13 protein-coding genes and 2 pseudogenes are annotated in these 15,241 nt (G+C 63.8%); 10 read left to right on the forward strand and 5 right to left on the reverse strand.

Annotation, left to right across the window (positions count from 1 at the left end; all coding sequences use genetic code 11):
• Window positions 1-67: 67 nt before the first annotated feature.
• Window positions 68-412, reverse strand: coding sequence for a DVU0772 family protein (locus HF854_RS00465; RefSeq protein WP_168934513.1), 345 nt, complete (start codon window positions 410-412; stop codon window positions 68-70).
• A gap of 229 nt (window positions 413-641) precedes the next feature.
• Between HF854_RS00465 and HF854_RS00470 the strand changes: the two genes are divergently transcribed.
• Together HF854_RS00470 and secA are read left to right on the forward strand one after the other, a co-directional pair.
• Entirely contained in the window at window positions 642-1,010 is a 369-nt protein-coding gene (locus HF854_RS00470) for a molybdenum cofactor biosynthesis protein MoaE (RefSeq protein WP_168934514.1), read from the forward strand.
• 585 nt (window positions 1,011-1,595) lie between these two features.
• On the forward strand, window positions 1,596-4,187 hold the full coding sequence (gene secA / locus HF854_RS00475) for a preprotein translocase subunit SecA (protein ID WP_168934515.1): 2,592 nt from the start codon (window positions 1,596-1,598) through the stop codon (window positions 4,185-4,187).
• A gap of 534 nt (window positions 4,188-4,721) precedes the next feature.
• Here the strand turns inward: secA and HF854_RS00480 are convergent.
• Window positions 4,722-5,582 (reverse strand): PHP domain-containing protein, encoded by an 861-nt coding sequence (locus tag HF854_RS00480; RefSeq protein WP_168934516.1) that lies wholly within the window; start codon window positions 5,580-5,582, stop codon window positions 4,722-4,724.
• Between the two features lie 220 nt (window positions 5,583-5,802).
• On the opposite strand from HF854_RS00480, the gene HF854_RS00485 reads away from it, so the two are divergent.
• From HF854_RS00485 to acs, 4 genes and pseudogenes are all read left to right on the forward strand, one after another.
• On the forward strand, window positions 5,803-6,006 hold the full coding sequence (locus tag HF854_RS00485; RefSeq protein WP_168934517.1) for a Trm112 family protein: 204 nt from the start codon (window positions 5,803-5,805) through the stop codon (window positions 6,004-6,006).
• Between the two features lie 8 nt (window positions 6,007-6,014).
• Window positions 6,015-6,596 (forward strand): phosphodiesterase, encoded by a 582-nt coding sequence (yfcE, locus tag HF854_RS00490; RefSeq protein WP_168934518.1) that lies wholly within the window; start codon window positions 6,015-6,017, stop codon window positions 6,594-6,596.
• Window positions 6,593-7,225, forward strand: a complete 633-nt coding sequence (locus tag HF854_RS00495; protein ID WP_168934519.1) for a Maf family nucleotide pyrophosphatase — start codon at window positions 6,593-6,595, stop codon at window positions 7,223-7,225. The genes yfcE and HF854_RS00495 overlap by 4 nt, the downstream gene beginning before the upstream one ends.
• A 393-nt stretch (window positions 7,226-7,618) precedes the next feature.
• Window positions 7,619-9,661: pseudogene (gene acs / locus HF854_RS00500) on the forward strand (acetate--CoA ligase).
• 133 nt (window positions 9,662-9,794) lie between these two features.
• On the opposite strand, the gene HF854_RS00505 reads toward acs, so the two are convergent.
• Window positions 9,795-10,091, reverse strand: coding sequence for a hypothetical protein (locus tag HF854_RS00505; RefSeq protein WP_168934520.1), 297 nt, complete (start codon window positions 10,089-10,091; stop codon window positions 9,795-9,797).
• Between the two features lie 10 nt (window positions 10,092-10,101).
• Complete coding sequence (locus HF854_RS00510; RefSeq protein ID WP_168934521.1) at window positions 10,102-10,323, reverse strand: hypothetical protein; 222 nt, start codon at window positions 10,321-10,323, stop codon at window positions 10,102-10,104.
• A 256-nt stretch (window positions 10,324-10,579) separates the two neighbouring features.
• Between HF854_RS00510 and HF854_RS00515 the strand changes: the two genes are divergently transcribed.
• The 4 genes from HF854_RS00515 to HF854_RS00530 all read left to right on the forward strand — a co-directional run bounded on the left by HF854_RS00515 (window position 10,580) and on the right by HF854_RS00530 (window position 13,654).
• Window positions 10,580-10,819 carry a FeoA family protein gene (locus HF854_RS00515; protein WP_168934522.1) on the forward strand — a complete coding sequence of 80 codons (240 nt, stop codon included), beginning with the start codon at window positions 10,580-10,582 and terminating at the stop codon, window positions 10,817-10,819.
• Between the two features lie 105 nt (window positions 10,820-10,924).
• Window positions 10,925-11,179, forward strand: coding sequence for a DUF6110 family protein (locus HF854_RS00520; RefSeq protein WP_168934523.1), 255 nt, complete (start codon window positions 10,925-10,927; stop codon window positions 11,177-11,179).
• Window positions 11,180-11,192: 13 nt separating this feature from the next.
• Entirely contained in the window at window positions 11,193-13,364 is a 2,172-nt protein-coding gene (locus HF854_RS00525) for a heavy metal translocating P-type ATPase (RefSeq protein WP_168934524.1), read from the forward strand.
• Complete coding sequence (locus HF854_RS00530; protein ID WP_168934525.1) at window positions 13,364-13,654, forward strand: HMA2 domain-containing protein; 291 nt, start codon at window positions 13,364-13,366, stop codon at window positions 13,652-13,654. The genes HF854_RS00525 and HF854_RS00530 overlap by 1 nt, the downstream gene beginning before the upstream one ends.
• A gap of 282 nt (window positions 13,655-13,936) precedes the next feature.
• Here the strand turns inward: HF854_RS00530 and HF854_RS00535 are convergent.
• Window positions 13,937-15,042 (reverse strand): annotated as a pseudogene (locus tag HF854_RS00535) (aminotransferase class I/II-fold pyridoxal phosphate-dependent enzyme).
• Window positions 15,043-15,241: the final 199 nt, after the last annotated feature.

Here is a 15,241-nt window from a genome sequence, read left to right on the forward strand (position 1 = left end):
TGGTGTGGAGGTTTATGGGTTTGAGGAGGGAATGAAGAAGAAAGGTTCGTTATGACGTCAAAGCTGTCTACTGGCCCAGTTCGTGGCGCAGCCAGCTCTTGATGGCGGGGGTGGGTTCGCTGATGCCGCGCCACTTGCCGTGCACGGATTCGTATTCGGACAGCAGGTGGTGGGGAAGCGGCATGGTGAACAGGTCTTCAGCGTTTTCGGAGTTGCGGCGCACCAGGCGGATGACGGGTTCCTTGCCCCAGCTGTCCACCACGAAGTAGTGGGACACATCTTCCTTGGAGCGCACGGGCGGATATTCGGAGTGCCAGTCGTTGTTGCCCCATTCGAGGTACATGGTCACGGCGTGTTCAGGGCTCAGGTTCCAGGAAATATCATAAAGAGCATAATCTTGCAGGCGGTTCATATACTCCTCCATGTGCTTTTTTGAATAGTAATGATTCTTAATTAAAAAATCAATACCTAGCGCAAAAATAAGTAATATTTTTTATTCTCAAATCATTCCAGCGTATTATAAGATGAAGATTGGCACAAAAAGCTGTTTTCCGCGCCGTCCGCCCTTTATCCACGGGCTTGGGCCGTGTATGCTTGCTCCTGCGCCGGACCGATCCGGCACCGCAGACAAAGGAGTCAGTATGGACGTCAACAAGGTTTTGCAGGAACTCAAGGCCCGCCCCGGCTTCACCGACCATGTGGGCATGATGCTGGTACACAATGGCGTTGTCCGCGGCTGGTCGCGCAAGGATCATGCGCCGGTCAGCTCCATCACCGTCAGCCATGACCAGGCCAAGATGGACGCCATTTGTCATGAGATGGAGCAGCGCCCCGGCATCTTCGCCATCGTGGCCCAGGCCAATGGAGGGGAATTGCAGCCCGGTGACGACCTGCTCCTGCTGGTGGTGGCCGGTGACATCCGCGAGAACGTCAAAGCCACCTTTGCCGAGCTGCTGGACCGCATCAAGTCCGAAGCCGTCATCAAACAGGAACACGGCCCGGAAGCCTAGACCGGTGCCGTTCAGGGAGGAGCCCTCTGCCCTGCTGCCGCATCCGCACGGAACCGCGGCCGCCCTTGCCCGCAAGGACGATGGTGACAGCGGCAGAAGCTTCGGATGCCCGTGGCTGCCCGTATCGCCCGCAGTTTCCTGCCTCAACAGGCAGGGCCTGCGGGCAAGCTTCTTTAAAGAAGAGGCCCCTGTTTTAACGGGGAAGCCCCTCCCTCCTGCTCTTCCCTTCCCCTTGGCCTTCCCCTTGATCTTCCCCGGCCCGGCTCTTCCCGCAGGCAGGCAAGTCCGGCCCTGCCCAATGAAGATCCCGCTCCCGCTGGGCAGCCTGCTGCAGCTTTTCCCCACAGCCCTCCCCCGCCCCAGCTGGTCGCCAGACGCGCTTTCTCCTGTCCGTGAGGGCATTTTTCCCCCTCGGTGCATTGCCAAAGCCGTGTTTTGACCTTACTTCTACGGCATGCGCGACCGTTTGTGACGCCCGGCCCCCGGTGCCGGGCCCTTTCACGCACGGCCCGTCCGTTTTTTTCAGGATGCACACGGTCGCGCGCCTGCCCCGGGGCAGGCCATCCCGCCAAACGAGGAGAACGCATGTTCGGTTTCATTTTCAAAAAGATTTTCGGCAGCAAGAACGACCGCTACCTGCGCCGCCTGCGCCCCATCGTGGCGCGCATCAACGCGCTCGAACCCCAGATGCAGGAACTGGCCGACGAGGACTTCGCCCAGCGCATGGCGGAATACCGCCAGCAGGTGCAGGCCGGTGAACGCACCCTGGACGACCTTCTGCCCGAAGTCTTCGCCCTGGTCCGCGAAGCCTCCCGCCGTGTCATGGGCATGCGCCACTATGACGTGCAGCTGGTGGGCGGCATCGTGCTGCACCGCGGCAAGATCGCCGAAATGAAGACCGGTGAAGGCAAGACCCTGGTGGCCACCCTGCCCGTGGCCCTCAATGCCCTTTCCGGCAAGGGCGTGCATGTGGTGACCGTCAACGACTACCTGGCCACCCGCGACGCCCAGTGGATGGGCAAGCTCTACAACTTCCTGGGCCTTTCCGTGGGCGTCATCGTCAACGGTCTTGACGACCAGGCCCGCAAGGAAGCCTACGGCGCCGACATCACCTACGGTACCAACAACGAGTTCGGCTTCGACTATCTGCGCGACAACATGAAGTTCTACGCCACGCAGCTGGTGCAGCGCGGCCACAACTTCGCCATCGTGGACGAAGTGGACTCCATCCTCATCGACGAGGCCCGTACCCCGCTCATCATCTCCGGCGCTTCCGACGAAAGCGTGGGCATGTACCGCGCCATGGACCAGATCGTGCGCCAGCTGGGCCCCGAAGACTACACCGTGGACGAGAAGGCCCGCACCGCAATGCTCTCCGAGGAAGGCGTGGCCCACTGCGAAGCCCTGCTGCATGTGGACAACCTCTTCGACCCGGCCAACATCACCCAGCAGCACTGCATCCTGCAGGCCCTGAAGGCCCATCACGTCTTCAAGCGCGACGTGGACTACATCGTGCAGAACGACAAGGTGGTCATCGTGGACGAGTTCACGGGCCGCCTCATGGACGGCCGCCGCTATTCCGACGGTCTGCACCAGGCCCTGGAAGCCAAGGAAAACGTCACCATCGCCGCCGAGAACCAGACCCTGGCCTCCATCACCTTCCAGAACTATTTCCGCATGTATGACAAGCTGGCGGGCATGACCGGTACGGCCGATACCGAAGCCGTGGAATTCCACCAGATCTACAATCTGGAAGTGGTCTCCATCCCGCCCAACAAGCCCATGCAGCGCAAGGACTACCCCGACCTCATCTACCGTACCCGCAAGGAAAAGTACGATGCCATCATCGAGGCCATCCGCGAGCTGTACGAAAAGGGCCAGCCCGTGCTGGTGGGCACCATCTCCATCGAGACCTCGGAAATGCTCTCCCAGCGCCTGAAAAAGCTCAACATCCCGCACAGCGTGCTCAACGCCAAGCAGCACGCCCGTGAAGCCGAGATCGTGGCCCAGGCCGGCCAGAAGGGCCATGTGACCATCGCCACCAACATGGCCGGCCGCGGTACGGACATCGTGCTGGGCGAAGGCGTGCTGGAACTGGGCGGCCTGCACATCCTGGGCACCGAACGCCACGAGAGCCGCCGTATCGACAACCAGCTGCGCGGCCGTTCCGGCCGTCAGGGCGACCCCGGTTCCTCCCGCTTCTACCTCTCGCTGGAAGACGACCTCATGCGCCTGTTCGGCTCCGACCGCATCAGCGGCCTCATGGAGAAGCTGGGCCTCAAGGATGGTGAAGCCATCGAGAACACCATGGTCACCCGCGCCGTGGAAAGCGCCCAGAAGCGCGTAGAAGCCCACCACTTCGAGATCCGCAAGACCCTGCTGGATTACGACAACGTCATGAACCAGCAGCGCGAGGTCATCTACACCCTGCGCCGCGACATGATGGTGGAAGAAGATCTGGAACCCGTGCTGAGCGAGTTCCGCAACGATATCCTGGACGATGCCTACACGCCGCTGGAGCAGGCCGATACCGATACGGCCATCGAGCTGCGCAAGGCCCTGCAGGCCCGTCTGGCCGACGTCTTCAACCTGGGCCGCGTGCTGGCGGCCGATGCTCCCGTGCCCGACCGTGCCGGCTGTGAGGAATGCATCCACCAGATCTTCCAGCAGCTGCGCGAAGAAGCCGGTCCCCTGTACCAGGACATCCTGCGCTACTTCCTGCTGGAAGAACTGGACCGCACCTGGAAGGAACATCTGCGCAACATGGACGCCCTGCGTGACGGTATCGGCCTGCGCGGTTACGGCCAGAAGGACCCCAAGCTGGAATACAAGCGTGAAGGCTTCGAGATGTTCCAGTCCATGCTCTTCCAGATCCGCGAAGGCGTGTTCCGCGCCCTGACCCGCGTGCATGTGCAGCCCGCCGAACCCGCCCCTGCCGAGGACGCCGTGGAAGAGGGCAATGCCCCGGCCGAAGCTCCGCAGCAGGAAGCCCCCAAGGCCAAGCCCACCCTGAGCCTGCGCCACAAGGAGAACGACGACCTGGCCTACTCCGGCAGCCAGACCACGGATGCCGGCAACCAGCCCGCCAAGGCCAAGCCCCGCGTGGGCCGCAACGATCCCTGCCCCTGCGGCAGCGGCAAGAAGTACAAGAAGTGCTGCGGCATGGGCAAAGTCTAGCCGCTCCTGACCATCACTGACGAAAAAAGCGGGACCCTCTCAAGAGGGCCCCGCTTTTTTGCATCCGCCGACAGTGGAAGATGTGCGGCAGACAGATACGGACAGAATAACCAGAGGCACGGGAACGGGAAGGGCACAGCATGGCCGCGCAGGACGCTCCCGCCATGAAGACGCTACCCACCGGCCCCGTTGCACATACGGGCCGCATGAGGCTCACGGAAAGAGGGGTGAGCCTCCTCAAGCCCCCCTTTTCCCCGGGCCTTTCAACGCAACTCTCCGTTGTATTCCAATGAAATAAAGGATGCCAGCACACATCCCCAAAGAAGGATGCCCGCCGCATGAGCCAGCGCCCATCTGAAAAAGCGCGCTGGGGAAAGGATGGGGCTTGGGGAAAGGGAAAAAACTCGCGCGAGCAGCGAGCGAAGGCAGCCGCAGGCCGTGCCCGTTAACGACGAAGGAGCGTTACGGGCATCGACAGCGGAGATGAGAGGTTTCCCTTCCCCCACAAGCAAACTGCGGACAGGTCGCCACGCCCTAGCAGGGCAGGCCGCGCCGGGCGCGCATCTCGCGCAGCTCTTCCAGCACGCTGTAGGGCACGCGCAGGGAGCCGTAGCCCTTGCCCAGACGGATACGGGGCTTGTTGGTACCGTGATAGTCCGAGCCGCCGCTGACGCCCAGGCCGTAATGGCGGGCCAGCTCCAGGCAGCGCCGGGAAGCGGCCTCGGAATGTTCGCTGTGATAGGCCTCGATGGCCGTGAGCCCGCAGGGCAGGAGGCGTTCGATGAAGGCTTCCAGCCAGCCCTCGGGCAGCTTTTGCAGCATAGGGTGGGCCAGGCAGACCGTGGCCCCCAGAGAAGAGAGGACTTCCACGGCCTCTTCGGGCTGCAGGACCTCCTTGGGCAGATAGGCGCGGCCGTAATAGCCCAAATATTCCTTGAAGGCCTCGCTGACGTCCTTCACATAGCCCTTGCGGACCAGCACGGCAGCGATGTGCGGGCGCCCCACGCTCTCACCGCGGGCCTCGTGCAGCACTTCGTCGAGCTCGATCTCCACGCCCAGGCCCTGGAGCTTTTCCACGATGCGGACGTTGCGCTCGCTGCGTTTGCGGCGCAGATACTGGAGCCTGTCCTGCAGGGGAGCCAGATCCCGGGGCAGCCACAGGCCGAGCATATGCATCTCGCCCAGCTCCGTACTGGTCGACAGTTCGCATCCACGCACGAATTCCAGCCCCAGGTCACGGGCTGCCGCCTCGGCTTCGTCCAGGCCGGAGACCGTATCGTGATCGGTCACCGCCACCGCCGCCAGCCCCTGGATCTGGGCATTACGCACGAGCTGCCCGGGGCTGTCCGTTCCGTCAGAGGCCTGTGAATGCGTATGTAAATCAATGAATTGCATGCTTTCATCCCTGACAGTTATCTTTTTCTTTTCAAGTAAACTACGACTTTATGAAAAAAAAGCAAGCTGTGCACTCCCGTGGCAAGGTCCGCAGGGCCCGTCAGGTCACGCTTTCCCGCAGGTCGTCCCGGCAGCTTTGTCTTGAAGAACGGACGGCAAAAAGCTATGCTTTTGCCCTCGCAAAACAGGGGGCCGCTGCCCCCAAAGACAAGGAAACATCATGATGAACACACAGGAACTGCTGCAGATTCTGGCCTGCCCCCGCTGCATGGGCTCTCTGGAGCCCCTGCCCTCTGCCGAGCATCCCGAAGGCCTGGCCTGCCCGGCCTGCAACGTGGTCTATCCCGTGCGTGACGATATCCCCATCATGCTGGTGGACGCCGCTGTGGAGCGCGCCCGCTGGGATGAGGGACACAAAGGCTAGGGCCGTCCATGCGTCTGCTCATCGCTTCCGACCTGCACGGCTCGCTGGACAGCCTGCGCTTCCTCTGTGATACGGCCCAACGCCTGTCGCCCGACATGCTGGTGCTGCTGGGCGACCTGGTCTACCACGGTCCGCGCAACCCCCTGCCCGGCGGCTATGACACCCGCTCCGTGCTGGAAGAACTGGACCGCCTGAACCATCTGCCCTGCCCGGTCACGGCCGTACGCGGCAACTGCGACGCCGAAGTGGACATCATGCTCACGCCCTTCGCCGTTTCGGAGAATGCCTGGATAGAGGCCGACGCCCTGCGCATCTTCGCCAGCCACGGCCACCGTCTGCCGGAGAACCCGCCTCTGCCGGGTTTTGCCCCGGGCACGGTCATCCTGCGCGGCCATACCCACATCCCGCGCGGCGAGAGCCTGGACGGCCTGCACTTCTGGAACCCCGGCTCCCTCAGCCTGCCCAAGGGCGGATTCCCCCGCAGCTACGGCCTGTATGAGGACGGCTGCTTCCACGTCTACGACATGGAAGGCAAGGAACTGCTGCGCCACTGGCCCCGCCAGAACTGGCCCCATCAGGCGGGCCGATGAACACGGCCCCGCTCCAGCCCCTTTTCCTCCTGCGGCCCGGCATCCGGCTTGTGCTGGCTTCGGCCTCGCCGCGACGCCGCCAGTTCATGGATGAATGGGGCCTGCCCTATACCATCGTCCGTCCCACCGGGGTGGAACCGCGCCCCGAACACGGGGAAACGCCCGCCGCCTACGCCCTGCGTGCCGCTACGGCCAAAGCGCGGGCCGTGGCCGCCTCGGCGGATGCCGGGGCCGACGACCTGATCCTGGCCGCCGACACCGTGGTGGCCCTGGGCCACGACATCCTGGGCAAGCCCGCTGACGATGCGGACGCCCTGGACATGCTGCGGCGCCTTTCCGGCCGCGAGCATGAGGTCATCACCGGCGTCTGCTGCCTTTTCCCCGACGGGAGCAGCGCGGGCTTTGCCGATACCAGCGCCGTCCGCTTCCATGCCTGGCCTGAAGACGTTCTCCGCGCCTATGTGCGCAGCGGCGAACCGGCCGACAAGGCCGGGGCCTACGCCATCCAGGGCCAGGGGGCCTTTCTGGTGGAAAGCGTGCACGGTTCCTGGTCCACGGTGGTGGGCCTGCCGGTGAGCCGTCTTGCCGCCCTCCTGCTGGAGGGAGGCTGGATGCGCCCCGTGGACTGATCCTTGCGCCATCTCCATCCTGCTTTTCAGGGCGGTCTCGTCATGAGGCCGCCCTTTTCATTTTCCGGCCGTGCTGCCGGTCATTTTCTCTGCCGCCATGCATTTTTTGCACAAAAAGCAGGCTCTCGTTCCGAATATGGAAAAATTTTAAAAAATTTCATAAAAAATCGTTCCAGATTGGGATTTTTTTCACTATTCAGCATTCCCATGCATACCGGTGCCTGCTGCCGTTTTGTTGCACTCTGTTTCAGCTCCTTGTCCCTTTTTTCTCCACAATAACTGGTAGCACAAACAGTTTTCCGGCCCTTGACGCCCGTAAGAAATCACTTTACGCCGGTAGCATGGATGATTTTCCACTGTTGTTTGCAGTCTTAAGCTTATGGAGTTGCCATCATGTCCCAGGAACGGATTACCACTCTCTTAACCGAGAAGCGTAGCTACCTCCCCCCCCGAGCACGGCAAGTCGTCCGCGTGGATCTGCGGTCAGGACGAAGCCGACGCCATCTGCCGGCGAGCTCTGGAAGACCCCAATGACTTCTGGGGTGCACGCGCATCGCAGCTGATCCACTGGTTCAAGCGCTGGGACAAGGTACTGGAGGCCGACGAAGCGCGGCACAAGTACAGATGGTTCACCGGCGCCAAGCTCAATGCCGCCTTCAACTGCATCGACCGCACCTCATCTCCGGCCGCCGCAACAAGGCCGCCCTCATCTGGCAGGGCGAAAAGGAAATGGACGTGCGCTGCTTCACCTACCAGATGCTCTATACCGAGGTCTGCCGTGTGGCCCACGCCCTGAGCTCCCTGCACATCAACAAGGGAGACCGTGTGGCCCTGTACATGCCCATGATCCCCGAGCTGGTCATCGCCATGCTGGCCTGTGCCCGCATCGGCGCCATCCATACGGCCATCTTCTCCGGCTATGCCGAAGGCGGCGTGCGCAGCCGTATCCAGGGCTCCAAGGCCAAGGTCGTCATCACCGCCGATGCCGCCATCCGCGCCGGCAAGATCAAGCCCCTCAAGGCCAACCTGGACCCCATCCTGGAAAAGTGCCCCTCCGTGGCCCACGTGGTGGTGGTGAACCACGCCGACCTCTACGACGTGAAAATGACCCCCAACCGCGACATCTGGTGGCATGACCTCATCGAGGACTTCACCCTGGACGTGGACTTCCCCTGCGAGCCCATGGACGCCAACGACACGCTCTTCCTGCTGCATACCAGCGGCAGCACCGGCAAGCCTACGGGCATCATGCACTCCACGGGCGGCTACCTGACCTATGCGGCGCATACCACGCAATGGGTCTTCGACATGCGCGACGACGACGTCTACTGGTGCACGGCCGACATGGGCTGGATCACCGGCCATACCTACGGCGTGTACGGACCGCTGGCCCTGGGCGCCACCGTGGTGATGTTCGAAGGCGTGCCCACATGGCCAAAGCCGGACCGCTACTGGCGCATCGTGGAAAAATTCCGCGTCAACATCCTCTACACGGCCCCCACGGTCATCCGTTCCCTCATGCGTCTGGGCGAAGCCTGGGCCGAACGCTATGACCTGCGCACCCTGCGCATCCTGGGCTCCGTGGGCGAACCCATCAACCCCGAAGCCTGGCACTGGTACCACAAGAACATCGGCGGCAGCGAGCTGCCCATCGTGGATACCTGGTGGCAGACCGAGACCGGCGGTGCCATGATCAGCCCCCTGCCCTACGCCACCAAGCTCAAGCCCGGCTCGGCCTCGCGACCCCTGCCCGGCATCGACGCGGCCGTCATGGGCGGCAGCGCCACCCGTGACGAGGAAGACGGCGACGGCTCCACCCGCAGCGGCCATCTGGTCATCCGCAAGCCCTGGCCCGGCATGATGCAGGGCGTCTACAACGACGAAGAAAAGTACCAGTCCTACTTCTCGCGCTTCGGCTGCTATGAGTCCGGCGACGGCGCCGAAGTGGACGAGGACGGCTACTTCTGGATCCTGGGCCGCGTGGACGATTCCATCAACGTTTCCGGCCACCGTCTCTCCACCGCCGAGATCGAGGCCGTGCTGGCCTCCTGCCCCGAAGTGGCGGAAGCCGCCGTGGTGCCCATGCCCCATGCCCTCAAGGGCGAAGGCATCTACGCCTATGTTGTCACCCGTGACGAAGTGCCCTGGAGCGACGACGTGCGCAAAAAGCTGCGCGACACCGTGCGCCGCGACATCGGCGCCCTGGCCTCCCCCGAATACATCCAGTTCGTGGAAGCCATGCCCAAGACCTGTTCCGCCAAGGTCATCCGCCGCATGCTGCGCAAGATCGCGGGCAACGTCTATGACGACCTGGGCGATACCACGGCCCTGGCCAAGCCCGAAGTGCTCGACCACATCATCGTCGGTCACCGCAACCTGCTGCAGGGCCAGCACGAGACGGCCAACCTGCCCGACGAGGACCAGCCCAAGGAATAGGCTCTCCCCCGCTCCCTGATACGAAAAAAGACCACCCGCCGACGGGGGGTCTTTTTTTGTCCGCAGCCTCCTGCGGGCTCCTTTCCCCGGCGGAGCGGCCGGCCCCCCAGGCCGTAACGGCCGCCCCCAAGGTTCAGGAATCGTTGCCGCGTCCCTCCGCGTGCGTCTCCCGCAGCATGCGCCAGAACTGGCGGCATTCCTCGGGATAGGAAGCCATCAGGAAACACAGGGCCAGGACCACCAGAGCCAGCAGACACAGGGCCAGGCAGACGATCTGGGCCAGGGCCAGCAGGGCGACCAGGGCCGCCAGCAGGCCCGTTCCCCAGACCGCCAGCCGCCGGATACCCGTGGCCAGCAGGGCTTTCCACCGGGGGACGGCCGCCCCCGAAGCAGCGGGCAAAGCCGCATTCCCGTCGGAAGGACGCTCCATGTGACGATCCTTACAGGGCCTTGCGGCGCTTCCAGACGTGGTCGGCCAGCAGGGCGCTGAACACGGCGCCGGTCAGCACATGGGCCGTTTTGTTGCCGGCAAAGCCCAGCACCACCGATGCCCCCAGCGCACCGAGCATGATGCGCATGGCCAGTTTGCGCCCGCTGAGCTTTTTGGTCGCGGGCCGTGCGGGGACAGCCAGGTCCCCTGTAGCGAGACAGGCTTCTTCCATAAGAGCACTCCTGGGGTAAAAGGTTAAAATGAAAAGATAAAAAATTTTACATACAGGTCAAAAGAAAAATGAAAGTGATTTTCTTTTTTCTTGACACTCATCCTAGTTTACGCCATGCTTCTTTGCAAGCCCGGAGTAGCGGTTCGACATGCCGGATCAGCCGCCCCCCAAGCCCGGTCGGGATCGTCCCGGCCGGATCGTACTGCGCAGGTATGCCGGTCCCTGCTCCGGGCCCGTACCAGCAAAGGAGAAGATCATGAGCGACATCATCAGCCTTCGTCAGATGCAGATCGGCCAGAGCGGCAGGATCGCCACGGTGGAAGCCCTCGGAGAAATGGGCCGCCGCATCCGGGACATGGGCCTGATCCCCGGGACCACCGTTTCCGTCGTGGGCCGCGCGCCCCTCAAAGACCCCGTTGCGCTGCGCCTTTCCGGCGTGACCGTCACCCTGCGCAACAGCGAAGCCGACCACATCACCGTCGACGTCTCCAACTAGCCCCTCTCTTCTCCCAATCGTGCGTCTTTTGCTGTCCGGGCCGTGCCAGAATATGGCCCGGATGGCCCTCTGTATCCTTTTACCTGTGCAAAAGGAGGCACAAGCATGAACAACGGTCTGAAATACGGTCTCTTTTTCCTGGGTGGTCTGGCGCTGGGCGTCGTGGGCACCGTTGCCGTCACCCGCGGCAAGCTCGATCTCAAACCCCTGGCCACCGATCTGGTGAGCCGCGGCATGGACATGAAAGACGCCATCATGAGCAAGGTGGAAGCCGTCAAGGAAGATATGGAAGATCTGGCCGCCGAAGCCCGTCAGGCCGCTGACAAGCGCAAGGCCGAAGCTGCCGATCCTCAGGCCTGATGAGGGCACGCGCATGCGCTTTTTTCTGGTTCATGAACTGAGCTGCTCCAACGGGGCCGGACGGCTGCGTGCGCGTGCCTGCCGCCCCATGACACAGGTGCAGGCCGAGATCCTGGCCGATACTCTGGATGCCATCGACGGCGTGGAAGGCGTGCGGGTCAATCCGCGCGTGCCCAGCGTCCTCGTGCTCTACCGGCATGCGCAGGCCCGGCAGGACGTGCTCCGCTCCCTGGCTGCCCAGGACGCCGGTGCCCTCAATGACGGCAGCGTCCTGGCCACCCTGACCCAGGAGCTGGAAAGCAGCCTCGAACGGCACGCTTCCGGCAGCCGCCTGCCGGCCCATGATGAGGACGAGATGGGGGCCCACGGTTTCGGCCCCCTGATGCGCTTCCTCTTCGTCCGTCCTTTCCTGCCGTTCAAGCTGCGTGTGGCCAGCAGTGTCATGGGAGCCCTTCCCTTTTTGCGAAAGGGCCTCGCCTCGCTCCTCCAGGGCAAGCTCAATGTCGACGTACTGGATGCCGCGGCCATCGGTGTTTCCCTGCTGCGGCGCGACTTCCGTACCGTCACCGTGCTGACCCTGCTGCTGGGACTGGGCGAGGCCCTGGAATACTGGACGCGCCGCCGCTCCATGGACAGCCTGACCGAGAGCCTGGCGCTCAACGTGGATACCGTCTGGGTACTGGCCGATGGTGTGGAGACCAGCGTCCCGCTCTCCGATGTGCGTGAAGGCGATCTGGTCGTGGTCCGCGACGGCGGCTCCATCCCTGTGGACGGTATCGTCGAGGACGGCGAGGCCGTGGTCAACCAGGCCAGCATGACCGGCGAGCCCCTGGGCGTGGCCCGCAGCAAGGGCGCTGCCGTCTACTCGGGCACGGTGGTGGAGCAGGGACATCTCGTCATCCGCGCCACCCATGTGGGCGACGGCACCCGCCTCAAGCAGGTGGTGCGCTTCATCGAAGAATCCGAGGCCCTCAAGGCAGGCATCCAGGGCAAATTCGAACGCATGGCCGACATGGCCGTGCCCTTCACCTTCGCCCTGGCGGGCCTTGTGTGGCTCATCACCCGCAACCCCATGCAGGCGGCTTCCGTGCTGCTGGTGGACTATTCCTGTGCCCTGCGTCTTGCCACCCCGCTGGCCGTGCTGGCCGCCATGCGCGAAGGCGCGCGTCACGGCGTGGTCATCAAGGGCGGCCGTTTCCTGGAGGCCCTTTCCGAAGCCGATACCGTGGTCTTCGACAAAACGGGCACCCTCACCAACGCCAGCCCCCATGTGGTGGAGGTCATCCCCGCCGCCGGTCATGACCGGGACGAGGTCCTGCGCCTTGCGGCCTGCCTTGAGGAGCACTTCCCCCATCCTGTGGCCCGCGCCGTTGTCCGCTGCGCGCAGGAAGAAGGCCTGCAGCATGAGGAAGAGCACGCCCAGGTGGAATATGTGGTGGCCCACGGCATCGCCTCCACCCTGTACGGCAAGGCCGTGCGTGTGGGCAGCCGCCACTACATCGAATGCGACGAAGGCATCGACCTTTCGCCCCTGGAGGCGGAGATCGACGCCCAGGCCCGGATGGGACGCTCGCTGCTCTATCTGGCCATCGACGGCAAGCTGGCCGGGTTCCTGGCCATCGAGGACCCCCTGCGTCCCGAATGCCCGCAGGTCCTCAAGCAGCTCGAAGAGCTGGGCTTCCGCCGCATCCTCATGCTCACCGGCGACGACGAGCGTACCGCCCGTGCCGTGGCCGGCAAGCTGGGCCTCAAGGAATACCGTTCGCAGGTCCTGCCCGCCGACAAGGCCGACGTCATCGCCGACCTCACCGCCCAGGGCTGCAAGGTCCTCATGGTGGGCGACGGCATCAACGACGCGCCTGCCCTGTCCGCCTCCCATGTGGGCGTGGCCATGTGCGACGGCGCCGACCTGGCCCGCGAAGTGGCCAATGTGCTGCTCACCCGGCCGGACCTCAGCGGGCTCATCACGGCCCGGCTGCTGGGCAGGGCCACCCTGCGGCGCATCCACATCAACTTTGCGGCCACCATGCTGCTCAACAGCATGTTCCTGGCCGGGGGCCTGTTCATGATCCTGACGCCCGGCGTCTCGGCTCTGTTGCATAACCTGACGACCCTGGGCGTGACACTCAATGCCATGCGGCCGCATCTGCCCGGTCGCCACGCCCGTCAGCTGGAGGCCGCCTGATGCTCGACAGCCTGCGCTTCGTGAAATATGTCCGCAGCTTCATGGACGGACGCGTGCGCGTCCGGCACCCTGCCCTGCGTGACGCCGCCATCGCCGGTAAAGCCCGCGCCGCCCTCCTGCGTGTGGACGGTGTGCGGGACATAGAGCTCAACCCCCTGAGCGGTTCGGCCCTCATCCTGTATGACAGCACCCGTCTGTCGCAGGACAGGCTCATCGAGACCGGCTGCCGCTGGGCCGACTGGCTGGACAAAGCCGCACGCGGCCAGGCAGGCGAGATGCCGCCCTTGTAAGAATGACAGACACTCCGGGGGAGAGACTCTTTGCAAACAAAAGCTCTCTCCCCCGGGCCCCTCTCCCCAAAAACTTTCAGGTACGGGCACAGGTCCCCGTCGCTGCCTCGTAGTTAGGGACATCCCGGCCTGACGGGGGCCCCATCCAGATCGCTTCCTCCCTTGGAGCCCCCGTAAAAAAGGACGCCGCCATGGCGTCCTTTTTTCATAATGCGCGGTGGGGAAGCGATCCCCTTACGGTGCGGGAAAGAGACTTCCCTCCCGGAAACTCCCTCCCTGAGCTTAACCGTTTTGCTGCAACCAGCCGTCCAGCACGGCCAGGTTCTCGGCAAAGTTGGCGCGGCCGTAGCCCATGCGCACATAGGGCGCGTCCATGTCATAGACATTGCCGGGCAGGAGCAGCACACCGGCCGACTGGGCCAGGTGTTCGCAAAAAGCCAGTGCGGAACCGAAGCGGGCCACGAAGTCCGGCCGCAGGCCATGGAAAGCGATGGGACCGGCCTGGGGCGGATTGTGGAGGAACACGTGGTCGTAACGGGCAAAGAAGTCGGCGGCGATCCGGCGATTGCGGGCGATGATCTCCCGGTTGCGGGCCAGGACGGCCGGGCCGTGCTTCAGCGCGATGCGGGCCAGGGCTTCGGAAGGCGTGGGGCAGCAGATGCTGAGATAATTCTTGTAGCGGCTCAGGGCGCCGATGGCGTCCCGTTCCTGCGAGGCGATCCAGCCCACACGCAGGCCGGGCAGGCCGTAGGCCTTGGAGAGCACGCCCACGGAAAAGGCCCGTTCGTAGATGTCGCAAAAGGCCGGGGGCACGGCATCCGGCGCTTCCAGGCCCCGGTAGACCTCATCGGCCAGGATGCGCAGGCCGTGGCGGCGGGCCAGCTCGCAGATGCGCTGCCGGTGGGATTGTTGGGCGTGTTCAGCACCAGCAGGCGCGTCCTGGGCGTGATGAGCCGCTCCAGCTCGTCAAGGTCGCAATACCAGCCGTCCTCGCCCTGATGCAGGGGCCAGAGGGAGAGCTCGCAGCCCGCGGCCCGCGCCACCTCGTACAGGGACTGGTAGGTGGGGAACTGGCAGATCACATGCTCGCCCGGCTCCACCAGCACGTTGAGAGCTCCGAAGATGGCCTCCTGCGCGCCCACATGCAGCAGCACGTTTTCCGGACCGCACTGCGTGTACAGGCCGGAGACCGCCTCCCGCAGGGCCGGAGCACCGTCGTTCTCGCTGTAGCCCAGCCAGGTGTCCAGAAAGTCTTCCTGCGCGCCCGGCTCCAGAGCCAGCAACTCGCGGATGCTCAGGGACTCGCAGTCCGACTGCGCCAGCAGATACGGCGCGCTGAATTCATACCGTCCAAAAAAGATCTCCAGTCCGAAGTCCCTGATTTTCATGTTCCCTCCACAGGCTGTCTCTTTGGCGACACTGTCGCCGTCCCAGCATAGGAGCCCCCATGCGGGCCGTCAATCTGCGGAGTGAAAATAAAGGACTTGCGGAGGCAGAAACAGGGCGCAGACAAAGCTCCTGTCCGAATCAGAAGGACAGGAGCCGTCCGGACAGGGAATCATCAAGGGAGGTGGGGCCTTCCACAGC

Source organism: Desulfovibrio piger, from assembly GCF_012843875.1.
In the GTDB taxonomy this organism is placed as follows: domain Bacteria; phylum Desulfobacterota; class Desulfovibrionia; order Desulfovibrionales; family Desulfovibrionaceae; genus Desulfovibrio.

Coding starts and splice junctions, on each gene's coding strand:
- yfcE (WP_168934518.1), top strand. CDS start 6,015: ATGCGTCTGCTCATCGCTTCCGACCTGCACGGCTCGCTGGACAGCCTG.
- HF854_RS00485 (WP_168934517.1), top strand. CDS start 5,803: ATGATGAACACACAGGAACTGCTGCAGATTCTGGCCTGCCCCCGCTGC.
- HF854_RS00465 (WP_168934513.1), bottom strand. CDS start 412: ATGAACCGCCTGCAAGATTATGCTCTTTATGATATTTCCTGGAACCTG.
- HF854_RS00470 (WP_168934514.1), top strand. CDS start 642: ATGGACGTCAACAAGGTTTTGCAGGAACTCAAGGCCCGCCCCGGCTTC.
- HF854_RS00505 (WP_168934520.1), bottom strand. CDS start 10,091: ATGGAGCGTCCTTCCGACGGGAATGCGGCTTTGCCCGCTGCTTCGGGG.
- HF854_RS00525 (WP_168934524.1), top strand. CDS start 11,193: ATGCGCTTTTTTCTGGTTCATGAACTGAGCTGCTCCAACGGGGCCGGA.
- HF854_RS00510 (WP_168934521.1), bottom strand. CDS start 10,323: ATGGAAGAAGCCTGTCTCGCTACAGGGGACCTGGCTGTCCCCGCACGG.
- HF854_RS00495 (WP_168934519.1), top strand. CDS start 6,593: ATGAACACGGCCCCGCTCCAGCCCCTTTTCCTCCTGCGGCCCGGCATC.
- secA (WP_168934515.1), top strand. CDS start 1,596: ATGTTCGGTTTCATTTTCAAAAAGATTTTCGGCAGCAAGAACGACCGC.
- HF854_RS00520 (WP_168934523.1), top strand. CDS start 10,925: ATGAACAACGGTCTGAAATACGGTCTCTTTTTCCTGGGTGGTCTGGCG.
- HF854_RS00480 (WP_168934516.1), bottom strand. CDS start 5,582: ATGCAATTCATTGATTTACATACGCATTCACAGGCCTCTGACGGAACG.
- HF854_RS00530 (WP_168934525.1), top strand. CDS start 13,364: ATGCTCGACAGCCTGCGCTTCGTGAAATATGTCCGCAGCTTCATGGAC.
- HF854_RS00515 (WP_168934522.1), top strand. CDS start 10,580: ATGAGCGACATCATCAGCCTTCGTCAGATGCAGATCGGCCAGAGCGGC.